The sequence below is a fragment of the Mycobacterium simiae genome (genome assembly GCF_010727605.1).
Classification (GTDB): Bacteria; Actinomycetota; Actinomycetes; order Mycobacteriales; family Mycobacteriaceae; genus Mycobacterium; species Mycobacterium simiae.
In genome coordinates this window covers 394,523-407,096 of record NZ_AP022568.1, presented here as the reverse complement: position 1 = coordinate 407,096, position 12,574 = coordinate 394,523, and the positions used below count along the sequence as shown (strand labels likewise).

General features: G+C 68.0%; 12 protein-coding genes. 7 read left to right on the top strand and 5 right to left on the bottom strand.

Going from position 1 to position 12,574, the window contains the following annotated elements:
* Positions 1 to 53: 53 nt before the first annotated feature.
* Positions 54 to 863: an aldolase gene (locus G6N33_RS01720; RefSeq protein ID WP_044511245.1), complete on the top strand. Its 810-nt coding sequence runs from the start codon at positions 54 to 56 to the stop codon at positions 861 to 863.
* A gap of 26 nt (positions 864 to 889) precedes the next feature.
* On the top strand, positions 890 to 1,759 hold the full coding sequence (locus G6N33_RS01715; RefSeq protein ID WP_044511247.1) for a dihydrodipicolinate synthase family protein: 870 nt from the start codon (positions 890 to 892) through the stop codon (positions 1,757 to 1,759).
* Here G6N33_RS01715 and ypfJ read toward each other — a convergent pair.
* Genes ypfJ through G6N33_RS01700 form a run of 3 tightly spaced genes read right to left on the bottom strand, consistent with a single transcriptional unit; the run spans position 1,756 to position 4,057 of the window.
* Complete coding sequence (gene ypfJ, locus G6N33_RS01710; protein WP_044511248.1) at positions 1,756 to 2,637, bottom strand: KPN_02809 family neutral zinc metallopeptidase; 882 nt, start codon at positions 2,635 to 2,637, stop codon at positions 1,756 to 1,758. The two genes, G6N33_RS01715 and ypfJ, sit on opposite strands and share 4 nt — an antisense overlap.
* Before the next feature lie 9 nt (positions 2,638 to 2,646).
* Positions 2,647 to 3,159, bottom strand: a complete 513-nt coding sequence (locus G6N33_RS01705; protein WP_044511250.1) for an SRPBCC family protein — start codon at positions 3,157 to 3,159, stop codon at positions 2,647 to 2,649.
* A gap of 10 nt (positions 3,160 to 3,169) precedes the next feature.
* On the bottom strand, positions 3,170 to 4,057 hold the full coding sequence (locus G6N33_RS01700) for an oxidoreductase (RefSeq protein ID WP_179962694.1): 888 nt from the start codon (positions 4,055 to 4,057) through the stop codon (positions 3,170 to 3,172).
* Positions 4,058 to 4,117: 60 nt separating this feature from the next.
* Between G6N33_RS01700 and aspS the strand changes: the two genes are divergently transcribed.
* The 3 genes from aspS to G6N33_RS01685 are packed head-to-tail and all read left to right on the top strand — an operon-like array spanning position 4,118 to position 7,455.
* Complete coding sequence (aspS, locus tag G6N33_RS01695; RefSeq protein ID WP_044511252.1) at positions 4,118 to 5,905, top strand: aspartate--tRNA ligase; 1,788 nt, start codon at positions 4,118 to 4,120, stop codon at positions 5,903 to 5,905.
* Positions 5,902 to 6,333, top strand: a complete 432-nt coding sequence (locus tag G6N33_RS01690) for a nitroreductase family deazaflavin-dependent oxidoreductase (RefSeq protein WP_044511253.1) — start codon at positions 5,902 to 5,904, stop codon at positions 6,331 to 6,333. Before aspS ends, G6N33_RS01690 begins: the two co-directional genes overlap by 4 nt.
* 45 nt (positions 6,334 to 6,378) lie before the next feature.
* Positions 6,379 to 7,455 (top strand): FUSC family protein, encoded by a 1,077-nt coding sequence (locus tag G6N33_RS01685; protein WP_101528809.1) that lies wholly within the window; start codon positions 6,379 to 6,381, stop codon positions 7,453 to 7,455.
* A 4-nt stretch (positions 7,456 to 7,459) separates the two neighbouring features.
* Here the strand turns inward: G6N33_RS01685 and G6N33_RS01680 are convergent, their stop codons facing one another.
* Entirely contained in the window at positions 7,460 to 7,849 is a 390-nt protein-coding gene (locus tag G6N33_RS01680; RefSeq protein ID WP_044511256.1) for an MmcQ/YjbR family DNA-binding protein, read from the bottom strand.
* A 90-nt stretch (positions 7,850 to 7,939) separates the two neighbouring features.
* On the opposite strand from G6N33_RS01680, the gene G6N33_RS01675 reads away from it, so the two are divergent.
* Both G6N33_RS01675 and G6N33_RS01670 read left to right on the top strand, forming a co-directional pair.
* Positions 7,940 to 8,872: a transglutaminase family protein gene (locus G6N33_RS01675; protein WP_044511258.1), complete on the top strand. Its 933-nt coding sequence runs from the start codon at positions 7,940 to 7,942 to the stop codon at positions 8,870 to 8,872.
* Positions 8,865 to 9,926 (top strand): zinc-binding metallopeptidase family protein, encoded by a 1,062-nt coding sequence (locus G6N33_RS01670; protein ID WP_044511260.1) that lies wholly within the window; start codon positions 8,865 to 8,867, stop codon positions 9,924 to 9,926. Before G6N33_RS01675 ends, G6N33_RS01670 begins: the two co-directional genes overlap by 8 nt.
* A 1-nt stretch (position 9,927) precedes the next feature.
* On the opposite strand, the gene G6N33_RS01665 is transcribed toward G6N33_RS01670, so the two are convergent.
* Positions 9,928 to 12,573 carry a circularly permuted type 2 ATP-grasp protein gene (locus G6N33_RS01665; protein WP_044511261.1) on the bottom strand — a complete coding sequence of 882 codons (2,646 nt, stop codon included), beginning with the start codon at positions 12,571 to 12,573 and terminating at the stop codon, positions 9,928 to 9,930.
* Position 12,574: the final 1 nt, after the last annotated feature.

Here is a 12,574-nt window from a genome sequence, read left to right as displayed (position 1 = left end):
GCCTCCGATCGCGGACAATGACACAAGGTTTCCTATGATGCTACCTTAGTGTCATGGCCACCACGTTCCGCGATACCAAAGCCGATCTGATGCGTCGCTCCCAGGAGCAGCTGGCCGCCACCTTGCTACCGGCGGCCACACCGGGTGGGGCCGATACGCAGCTGAGCACCCGACAGAAGCTGGCGCTGACCTGCCGGGCGCTGTTCGACGCCGGCCACGACTCCGGTCTGGCCGGACAGATCACCGCGCGCGCCGAGACCGATGGGACCTACTACACGCAGCGGCTGGGCCTGGGGTTCGACGAGATCACCGAGGACAACCTGCTGCTGATCGACGAGGACCTCAACGTCCTCGATGGTGACGGAATGGCTAACCCCGCCAACCGCTTTCACAGCTGGATCTACCGGGCCCGCCCCGACGTCCAGTGCATCGTGCACACCCACGCCTTCCATGTGGCGGCACTGTCGATGCTCGAGGTCCCGCTGATGGTCTCGCACATGGACACCACGCCGCTGTTCAACGACTGCGCGTTTCTGGCCGAGTGGCCGGGTGTGCCGGTCGGCAACGAGGAAGGCGAAATCATCACCGCCGCGCTCGGCGACAAGAAAGCGGTGCTGCTGGCGCATCATGGTCACGTGATCGCCGGCGCCAGCATCGAGGAGGCCTGCTCGCTGGGCATCCTGATCGAGCGGGCGGCAAAGCTGCAGCTGGCGGCCATGGCCGCCGGCCGGGTCAAGCCGCTGCCCGAACAGCTGGCCCGCGAGGCGCACGACTGGACGCTGACCCCCAGCCGCAGCCAGGCCAACTTCGCCTACTACGCGCGCCGGGCTCTGGCCCGCCACCCCGACGCCCTGACGAGTTAAGACGCCCTGACGAGTTAAGGAGCCCAGTGTCTGAGATTCACGGCATCATCGCCTACCCGGTCACCCCGTTCGACGGGGGCATCGACACCGCCGCGCTGGCCGAGCTGGTCGAGCGGCTGATCACCGTGGGGGTGCACGCCATCGCCCCGCTGGGCAGCACCGGCGAGTTGGCCTATCTCGACGAGCACGAGTTCGACACCGTGGTCGACACCACGATCGCCACTGTGGATCGCCGGGTTCCCGTCGTCGTGGGCGTATCGGATGTGACGACCGCCCGGACCGTGCGCCGGGCCGAGTACGCTCAGCAGGCCGGTGCCGACGCGGTGATGGTGCTGCCGGTGTCCTACTGGAAGCTGCGTGAGCGGGAGATCGTCCAGCACTACCGCAGCATCAGCGACGCCATCTCCATCCCGATCATGGCCTACAACAACCCGGCCACCAGCGGCGTGGACATGTCCCCCGACTTGCTGGTCAGCATGTTCGAGAACATCGAAAACGTGCGGATGGTCAAGGAATCCACCGGCGACCTGTCCCGCATGCAGCGCATCTCCCAGTTGTCCTGCGGCCGGCTGCCGTTCTACAACGGCAGCAATCCATTGGTGCTCGACGCTCTGAAGGCCGGCGCCGCCGGATGGTGCACGGCCGCACCGAATCTGCGGGCGCAGCAGTGCCTGGACCTCTACGAGGCGGTGCGCGCGGGCAACCTGGACAAGGCGCGGATGCTTTACGACGACCTCAAACCGCTGCTGGAGTTCATCGTCTCCGGCGGCCTGCCCACCACCGTGAAGGCGGGCCTCGACCTGCTCGGCTTCCCGGTCGGCGACCCGCGCCCGCCGCTGTTAGCGCTCGACGAGGCGGGCCGGGCACACCTGATGACGCTGCTGGGCACCCCCTAGCCGAGGTAGTCGGCCGCGAACGTGTCGCACTGGTGCACGTCGCCGGTCTGGTAGCCGACGGTGAACCACTTCTGCCGTTGCGCGGCGGATCCATGTGTCCACGACTCGGGGTTGACCCGCCCCGTCGACTCCTTTTGGATCCGGTCGTCGCCGACCGACGCGGCGGCCGAGAGCGCATCTTGAATGTCCTTGTCGCTCAACGGCTCCAGGTACGGCACACCGGTGCTTTCCTGCTTGACCGTGGAGGCGTAGTGCGCCCAGATGCCGGCGTAGCAGTCGGCCTGCAACTCCGTGCGGACCCCGTTGCCGCCGGCGCCCTGCGCGCCCTGCTGGGACCGGCCCAGCAGTCCCTGCAACTGCTGCACGTGATGGCCGTATTCGTGAGCAACCACGTACTCCTGCGCGAAAGGCCCACCGCTGGAACCGAATTTGTCGACAAGTTCCTTGAAGAAGTCGGTGTCGAAATACGCGGTCTGGTCCACCGGGCAGTAGAACGGGCCCACCGCGGTCGTCGCCGGGCCGCAGCCGGTGTTCACCGAACCGGTGAACAGGCGCACGTGCGGACGGGTGTAATTCCGCATCAGCTGATGCCAGACGGCATCCACGGAATTGCCGGTGGCCACCACCCGGCACTGCACGTACTTATTGGCGTCGGCGCCGGTCTTGCACTGGCTCAAATCGAACCCGGGCGCGGAATAGCCGCCGGTGCCCGGGGCCTGGTGGGTCGCGACGCGGCCGGGGTCGATGCCAAAGAACAACGCGGCGACCAGGATGAGCAACCCGACCCCGCCGCCCCCGACGGCCATCCCCATGCCACCCATGCCGCCGGACGATTCCGCGGTGCTGGTGTCGATCTGCATACCTTCGTTGAAGGTCATCGCACCCTCCTAGTGTTGTGGGCTCGTCGAGTAACGGCTGTCGGTATAGCGGCGCAGGTTGCGCAGGAACCGCCGCAGCGCCAGGTTCAGCAGCGGCCCGGCGACGACCATCGCCAGCCGCGCCGGCCCGCGCGCCCGCTGCGCCATCGTCCAGGTCAGCCGACAACCGCCCGGGATGGCTTGCACGCGGTAGTCCTCGGCGAACGCGGCGACGGCCTTGGCGGAACATTCGTTGAATCGAAAGGCCATGCGGTGCAACGGTTCCCAGGCCAAGTATTCTTCGTTGCCGACCAGAGGTTTCAGGCCGCCGCGCATCTCGACGACGCGGGTGGTGCCGACCCCGCGAGGCTCCGGGCTGGTCCAGGTCACCTTGGTGATCACCGATGCCCAGCGCGGCCAGGCGTCCGCGTCAGCCAGCACCTCGAACACCTGCTCTGGCGTGATGGCCAGGTCGACGCTGTTGCGAAAGCGGAAGGGCGCGGTCTCGATGAAGTCGAGGTCGACCCGTTCGCAGGGATGCATAGGCATAAACCTAGCCGGGTCCGTCGCTGGCCGCGGCCAGTAGCGGAACCAGCACATCGCTGATCGGCGTCGCCAGGTTGTGCCGGCGCGCCTTGCGGATGATCACGCCGTTGCGGATGTCCCATTCCATCGGCCGGTGGTGTTCGCGGTCGGCCAGGATCGAGGTGCCCAGGTCCGCCGGAGCCTGCTCGAACAGCCCGACCAGCTCGTCGACCACGCCGTCGGGCAGCCGGGCGCCCTCGGCCCGCGCGACGGCGAGGCACTCGGCCACATAGCGGCGGGCCAGCGCGGCGACGTCGTCGCGGCGATACATCCCGGAGCGACGCCCGGCCAGCGCCATGAACCCGGCCAGGGCATTGGTGAGCAGTTTCCGCCAGGCCGCCGTGCCGAAGTCGGGGTCGGGGTCCACTCGGCAGCCGGCGCCCCGCAGCAGCTCGGCGACGGTCTGCGCGGCGGGGCCGGACGGCAATACCAGTGCCGGTTCGGTGCGCAACCGCACCCAACCCTCGGGTTGCGTCTCGGCGGAATACCAGACGATGCCGGGGATCACGGCCGAGTCCGGGCACAGCGGTTGCACCTGCTCGACTTGCTCGACGCCGTTCTGCAGCACGGTGACGATGGTGTGCGCGGCGCACAGCCGGGACAGCCAGCCGGCCGCCTGATCGTTCTGAGTGGCCTTGACCGCCAGCACCACCAGGTCCACTGGACCGGATATCCCGGCCGGGTCGGTGCGTACCGGCCCGGGCACCACGACGGGTTCCTGGCAGTCGGGACGCAGTTCGATGTTCTCGCGTGCGGTGCGGCCGCAGACAAGGACGGAATGCCCGGCCCGGTGCAACAGGGCGGCGACAGTTGTGCCGACGGCGCCGGGGCCGACGAGTGCGATGTTTGTGGCGATAAAAGTGAAGTTACACCGCCCCTTAGACTGGTCAGTCGTCCAAGGTAGAGGGGAGTCTTTGTGCTGCGCAGCCACACCGCTGGTTCGCTTCGGGATGGCGACGCCGGCCAGCAGGTGACACTGGTGGGGTGGGTGGCGCGCCGCCGCGACCACGGGGGCGTCATCTTCATCGACCTGCGCGACGCGTCCGGAGTCGCCCAGGTCGTTTTCCGCGACGCCCTGGAAGAAGGGCAGGTGCTGGAGCAGGCGCACCGATTGCGCGCCGAATTCTGCATCGCCGTGCACGGCGTCGTCGAGATCCGCCCGGAGGGCAACGCCAACGCCGAGATACCGACCGGCGACGTCGAGGTCAACGCCACCTCGCTGACGGTGCTCGGGGAATGCGCGCCGCTGCCCTTCCAGCTCGACGAGCCGGCGGGGGAAGAACTGCGGCTGAAGTACCGCTACCTCGACCTGCGCCGTGACGGCCCGGCTGCCGCAATCCGATTGCGGTCCAAAGTCAATGCCGCCGCCCGGGCGGTGCTGGCCCGGCACGACTTCGTCGAGATCGAGACGCCGACCATCACCCGCTCGACACCGGAGGGGGCCCGCGACTTCCTGGTGCCCGCCCGGCTGCACCCCGGCTCGTTCTACGCCCTGCCGCAAAGCCCGCAGCTGTTCAAGCAGCTGCTGATGGTGGCCGGCATGGAGCGCTATTACCAGATCGCCCGCTGTTATCGCGACGAGGATTTCCGTGCCGACCGGCAACCGGAGTTCACCCAGCTCGACATGGAGATGAGCTTCGTCGACGCCGAAGACATCATCGCGATCTCCGAGGAGATCCTGACCGCATTGTGGGCGCTGATCGGCTACCAGATCCCGACGCCGATCCCGCGGATCAGTTACGCCGAAGCCATGCGGCGGTTCGGCTCCGACAAACCGGACCTGCGCTTCGGGCTGGAGCTCGTCGAGTGCACGGAGTTCTTCAAAGACACCACTTTTCGGGTGTTCCAGGCGCCCTACGTCGGCGCCGTGGTGATGCCCGGCGGGGCCGCGCAGCCCCGGCGCACCCTGGACGGGTGGCAGGAGTGGGCCAAGCAACGCGGGCATCGCGGGCTGGCCTACGTGCTGGTCGGCGAGGACGGCGAGCTGAGCGGTCCGGTCGCCAAGAACCTCTCCGAGGCCGAACGCGTAGGCCTGGCCGGCCATGTCGGAGCGAATCCGGGGGACTGCATCTTCTTCTCGGCCGGCCCGGCGAAATCGTCGCGCGCCCTGCTGGGCGCGGCCCGCGGCGAAATCGCGAGCCGGCTGGGCCTCATCGACCCCGACGCCTGGGCGTTCGTGTGGGTGGTCGACCCGCCGCTGTTCGAGCCCGCCGAAGACGCGACCGCCGCTGGTGACGTGGCCGTGGGCTCGGGGGCGTGGACGGCAGTGCATCACGCGTTCACCTCGCCCAAACCCGAATACGAGGACATCGTTGACCGCGATCCCGGCCGGGTGCTGGCCGATGCCTACGACATCGTCTGCAACGGCAACGAGATCGGCGGCGGCTCGATCCGTATCCATCGCCGCGACATCCAGGAGCGGGTGTTCGCGGTGATGGGCCTGGACAAGGCCGAAGCCGAAGACAAGTTCGGGTTTCTGTTGGAGGCGTTCACCTTTGGTGCGCCACCGCACGGCGGCATCGCGTTCGGGTGGGACCGGATCAACGCCCTGCTGTCCGGGGTGGACTCCATCCGCGAGGTGATCGCGTTCCCCAAGACCGGCGGCGGCGTCGACCCGCTGACCGACGCGCCCGCGCCGATCACCGCACAGCAGCGCAAGGAATCCGGAATAGACGTCAAACCCAAGGCGGTTCAACAGAGATGACCGAAACGCCGCAAATTGACGACATCAACGCATTCAACCGGGGCATCGTCGACGAATTCCGGGCCAACGCCGGCAGGGTCGGCGGCCCGTTCGCCGGCCGCAGCCTGCTGTTGCTCACCACGACGGGCGCCAAGACCGGCCAGCAACGGCTTTCTCCGCTGGCCTATTTCGAGATCGACGGCAAGCTGATCATCATCGGGTCTTTCGGCGGTGCGCCCAAGGACCCGGCCTGGGTGCACAACCTGCGGGCCAACCCGCAGGCACGGGTCGAGATCGGGGCCGACACGTTCGACGTGACGGCGCACGAACTGCCCCGCGAGGAGCGCGATCGCCTGTTGGAGCAAGTGGCCGCGGTCGTGCCGGCGTTCGGCGAGTACCAGTCGAAGACCAGCCGGATCATTCCCCTGTTCGAGTTGAAGCGCGTCTAGCGGTTCGCGTTGCCGCGTGCGTCGGCGCTGCGGTAAGCAGGCGGGATGAGCACTTCGCTGCTGACGCATCCGTTCGCGCGAGCCGCTGTGGTCGGCGGTGCGCAACGGGTGCGCGGTGTGTGGTTCAACCTGGTGCAGACCTCAGTGGCGGCGGGGTTGTCCTGGTACCTCGCGCACGACGTGCTCGCGCATCCGCAACCGTTTTTCGCGCCGATCGCCGCGGCGGTGTCCCTCTCGACGAGCAACGTGCTGCGCGCGCAACGGGCCATCCAGATGATGATCGGCGTGACGGTGGGCATCGGGACGGGCACCGTCGTGCAGGAGCTGCTCGGACCGGGCACCGTGTCGATCACGGTCGCGGCGTTGATCGCCCTGCTGGCCGCGGTTTTCATCGGGCAGGGCCTGATCGGCCAGGGCATGATGTTCGCCAACCAGACCGTGGTGTCGTCGATCTTGGTGATTGCCCTCTACCGCAGCGGTGTCGGGTGGGAGCGCATCTTCGACGCGCTGATCGGCGGCAGCCTGGCCATCGTCATCTCCGTGCTGCTGTTCCCGGCCAACCCGCTGGTCGTGCTGCGCTCGTCGCGGCTTGCGGTGCTCAGCACCCTGGAATGGGTGCTGGAGCGCACCGGCGATCTGGTGCGCGGCCGCCAAGCGCCCGCCGCCGACTGGCCGCTGCCGGCGGTCGACCGGGTGCACGAACAGCTGGGCGGACTCATCCAGGCCCGTACTACCTCGCGACAGATCGTGCGCGTGGCGCCGCGACGCTGGGGGCTGCGCGACGCCGTACGGGCCGGTGATCATCAGGCCGTGCAGCTGGCCCTGCTGGCGGGTTCGGTACTGCAGCTGGCCCGCGTCGTCGTGCCCACCTGTGCGGGCAGCCCCGACGGCCCGCGCGGTCGGCCGTCACACCCCGCCGCGGAGGTGCTGGGCGACCTCAGGCGGGCGACCGCGCTGGCCGACACGGACCAGGCCGCCGCGACCGGCCACCTCGACGCCGCCCGCCGGCACGCGGCGAGCCTGCTGACGAACGCCCGGGAGCGCACCGAGGTGGTGCTGGCCGACGTCGTGCAGGCATGCATCGACGACCTGCAGCGGGTGATCGACCTCGCAACACCGTGAGCGCTCAGAACGAACCGGTCAGGAACTCCTGCACCAGCTTCTTGGGCGCCTGTGACAGCCAGGCCTCGGTGATCAGCTCCTCGAGACCGCGCACATCGATCGCGTCCAGCTTGACCAGCACCGCGGGGTAGCCGTCGAAATGCGGGGTGGTGAAGTAGATCCGCGGCTCGTCAGCCACTAGCGCGTACTTGACACCCTCGTCGGACACCCGGACCCCGAGTATGTCGCCGTCGGGCGGCGGGACCCCGTTGGCTGACAGCGCTTCCCGGTCCTTCGGACGCAGCGGCCGCTCCCAGGCCAGCAACTTCTTGCCGACCCGCCAGTCGTGTGGTGACTGCTCGGAGGTGAGTGGCAGCTCACCGATGATCCGGGCAACGTCGTCCCAGGTGGCCACCCGTCCAATTGTGCTCCCGCTATGGTGCGCTTGGTGCCGTATTGGCTATCGGTTGCCAACCCTGCACGAGCAGAACCTGGGAGGTGTTCGTTGGCTGCTGCAGACCACGGCGCGCAGACGCGCAGGCATCGCGTCACCCACCGCACCGAGTACCGCTATTCCGACGTCGTGACCAGCTCGTATGGCCGCGGTTTCCTCACGCCGCGGGACTCGCAGCGGCAGCGCTGCATCGCGCACCGGCTGACCATCGACCCGGTCCCGGCCGACAGCTCGACCAGCGTCGACGGCTACGGCAACATCAGCTCGTACTTTCACGTCACCGAGCCGCACCGCGCGCTGACGGTGATCAGCGACTCCATCGTCGACGTCTATCCGGCGCCACCGCAGCGATACAGCAGCGGGCCGGCAATCCAACCGTGGGAGCAGGCCCGGCCGTCCGGACGCCGCGGCGCGCTGGCCACCGAGTACGTCTTGGACCTGAACCCGCCCGAGATCACCGACGAGGTCCGCGACTACGCGGCGCCCAGCTTCGTCCCGGGTCGCCCGCTGATCGAGGTGCTGCGTGACCTGGCGTCGCGGATCTTCACCGACTTCACCTACCGGTCGGGGTCGACGACGATTTCCACCGGGGTCAATGAGGTTCTGGTGGCCCGGGAAGGGGTATGCCAAGACTTCGCAAGGCTGGCGATCGCCTGCCTGCGTGCCAATGGGTTGGCGGCCAGCTATGTCTCCGGCTATCTGGCCACCGACCCGCCCCCGGGAAAGGAACGGATGATCGGAATCGACGCGACCCACGCCTGGGCCGCCGTGTGGACTCCCCAGGAGCCCGGCCAGTTCGAGTGGCTGGGGCTGGATCCCACCAACGACCAGATGGTCGACCAGCGGTACATCATCGTCGGCCGAGGCCGCGACTACGCCGACGTGCCGCCGTTGCGCGGCATCATCTACACCGACTCGGAGCACAGCGTGATCGACGTCGCAGTCGATGTGGTGCCGTTCGAAGGTGATGAACTGTATGCGTGACTTCAATTGTCCCAACTGCGGGCAGCGGCTCGCGTTCGAGAACTCCACCTGCCTGAATTGCGGTAGCGCGCTGGGCTTCTCGCTCGAACAGATGGCACTGCTGGTGATTGCCGACGCTAACAACCAAGCCAGCGACCACGCCGGCATCGTCGACGCCGCGGAATATCAGCTCTGCGCCAATCTGCAGATCGCCGAATGCAATTGGCTGGTGCCCGTCAACAACCCTCGGTTGCTGTGCACATCGTGCGCGCTGACCACCGAGCGTCCCAATGATGCCGACACGGTCGGCCTGGCAGAGTTCGCCCAGGCCGAGGCGGCCAAGCGGCGGCTGATCGTCGAGCTGCACGAGCTGAAACTGCCGATCATCGGGCGCCAGGACGATCCGGAGCAGGGACTGGCCTTCCGGCTGCTGTCCAGTGCGCACGAGCAGGTGATGACCGGGCACGAAAACGGGGTCATCACGCTGGATTTGGCCGAGGGCGACGACGTTCATCGCGAGCAGCTGCGGGTGGAGATGGACGAGCCGTACCGGACCCTGCTCGGGCATTTCCGCCACGAGATCGGGCACTACTACTTCTATCGGTTGATCGCGCCGTCCCAGGACTACCTGCGACGGTTCAACGAGCTGTTCGGGGATCCCGATGCCGACTATCAGGAGGCGCTGGATCGGCATTACAGCGAGGGCGCGCCGGAGGGTTGGCAGGAGAAGTTCGTCTCGTCCTACGCCACCATGCACCCGGCCGAGGATTGGGCAGAGACGTTCGCGCACTATCTGCACATCCGTGACACCCTGGACACCTCGGCGTGGTGCGGTTTCGCGTCAGCGTCGGCGACGTTCGATCGGCCGCCGTTGGGGCCCAGCGCTTTTCCCAACATCATCGACATGTGGATCCCGCTGTCGTGGTCGCTGAACATGGTGAACCGGTCGATGGGCCGCGACGACCTGTACCCGTTCGTGCTGCCGGTCGCGGTGCTGGACAAGATGCAGTTCATCCACGACGTCATCGACGAGGTGGTCTCGGCGGCACAGGGTTCGGCCGCCGTCGCGGGCTGAGCTACGCCGGCATCTCGCGGCGCGCGTCGGGCCCCCACAGCGGCTGCATGCCGCCGGGCAGGGTCAGCTGTGTCTCGGTGATGACCTCGGCCAGACCGCGTAATTCGGTGTGGATGGTGGCGAGCAGATCGGCCAGCTCGGCGCGGTGCCCCTCGGCGTCGGCGACCTCCAGCTCGGCCGGATGCGAGCGGCGCAGCAGCGTGCCGATCTCCTCGACGATGCGCTCCGGGCGCGATGATCCCGATGCGCTGGGCAGGTCTTTGAGGTTGGTGCGCAATCGATCCAGTTGGTAGAGCAGCGAGCGCGGGTTGTCCGCGTCGAACAGCATCAGATCGGCGACCGCGGCGACGCTGGGGTTGCCGACGGTGCGGCGACGATAGATGACCGACGACTCGCAGGCCACCAGCGTCGATTCGATCACCGTCTGCTCGGCGCTGAGCCCCCGGGCGGTGGTCAGCGTGGCGCCCAGCAGTGCGGTCAGCCACAGGCCGCGTTCGATGCGTTTACCGATGTCCATCATCGACCAGCCCACGTCGCGCACCATCGATTCGCTGGCCACCCCGGACAGGGTCAGCATCCCGGCCAGCGTGCGTGCGTGCGCCGACGCCAGCAGCGTGTCGGCCTCGGCCAGCGACTGTGGCGGCTCAGCCCGGTGGGTCAGCGCGCGCTCCACATTGGCCAACACCATCCAGGTGTCGTTGGACATCTGGTCGCGCACCGCCCTGGCGGCCAGGGCCAGCCCCTCCACCGACTGAACGAGCGATCCCGCCCGGTTCGAATCGACGGTCAGCGACCACAGCGTCGACGGCACGATCGCGATCATCTCGGCGGGATCGTTGCCGGCCCCGGTGTCGGTGCCGGTGATGCGGCCCAGGGCGGCCATCAGCACCGGCACCACCACGCTCTCCTCGGTGTCCTGCTGATGGCGGTACACGTGGAAGCGGTCGCGGGCGGCGATCAGCAGCCTGGCCGTACTCTCCGCGCGCTCGCCGTACCGGCCGATCCAGAACAGGTCGGACAACACGCGCGGGGAGCTGACGCCCCAGGTGCCCGCCGCGGTCTTCACCGGCTTCACCTCGGTCGGCAAGGTGATCGTCTCGGCCCGTGCTCGCTCCGTCGGTCGTATCCAAATGTCTTTGGCTGCAACAGTTTTCAGGGAATATGCGGCGGCACCCGAGGCCAGGACGTAGCCGACGCCACCGGTCATCGGGGCATAGCCGCCGCGCTGTGCGACCGTGAACAGCCGCATGCCGACCCCGGCCGAGGACAGCGTGCCGGCATGATCGGTCGGCGCCGAGGAGAACTGCGGCAACTCCTGGCCGGCCCATTGCCACGGCATGGCCTCGATCCGGTCGGCCACCTCCTGGCGCTGCGACGATGAAAGTTCGGGCCCGACAAGGGTTTCCCCGCCGACGGTGGACTTGATCAGCAGCGATGACAGGTTGGCCAGCAGGTGGGAGCGCTCGGCTGCGATACCGGCCCAATACACCGGCGCGGTATTGAGCAGCGGGGCTTCACCGAGGAGCCGCTCGGCCAGCTCCGGCAGGAAACGCAGCACGCCGGGGCTTTCCAGGATGCCGCTGCCCAGGGTATTGACCACGGTCACCGTGCCGCGGCGTTGTGCTTCCACCAACCCCACCACGCCGAGTCGGGAGTCGGCGCGCAGATCCAGCGGGTCCGCGTAGAGCGCGTCGACGCGCCGAAGAACGACGTCGACCTGTTTGAGCGTGCCCAGCGAGCGCATCCACACCTTGCCGTCGCGCACCACCAAGTCGGCGCTCTCCACCAACGGAAAACCCAGCAGCGTCGCGAGATAGGCCTGATCGAACGCGGTTTCGGAGTAGATACCGGGGCTGAGCACCACCACCACCGGGTCCTGGGCGACGTCGGGCGCGGCGTCGATCAGGGCCAGCCGCAGCGCCTGTGCGAACGGGGTGTTGGGCCGCGGCGCGATCCGCTCATAGAGATCGGGTATCGCGTGGGCGATCACCCGCCGATCGGCCAGGGCGTAACCCGCGCCGGAGGGCGCCTGCGTCCAGTCCGCATTGACCTCGAAGTTGCCGTTGGGCAGTCGACTCAGATCGCAAGCATGCATGAAAAGCTGGTGATGCCCGGGTATTTCGATTCCGGCGGCCGCACGCACGTAACCGGGGTGGGCGAACACCAGCTCCGGCGGCAGCATGCCGTCGGTCAGCAGGCTGCGCGAACCGTACAGGTCGGCGAGCACGGCGTCGAGCAGCCGGGAGCGCTGCACCAGACCGACCTCGAGCACCTCCCAATCGGCCGCGGACAACACGATCGGCAAGGTGTCCAGATTCCACGGCCGCGGTTCGAGCGCGTGTGCGTCGTCGGGATGGACGTCGGTGTAGGTGATCCCGTCGTTGTCGATCAGGCTGTGCACCACCGAGCGCAACTGATTGAGTCCCGCCCGGCCCCGTTGCGCGACGGTGTCGGCGACCTCGGCCCAGGCCGGGCGCACCCCGCCGTCGGCGTCCAGGAATTCGTCGTAGCCCGCGCCGTGCGGGGTGCTGGGGCGCAGGTCGAACAGGGCCTCCTGGGCGCGCGCGGTCCGGTAGCCGGCGAGCAGCCGGTCGGTGTCGTAGCGATCGGCGGAAGTTGCGGTTACCGTCGAAGGGTCGAGTGCCATT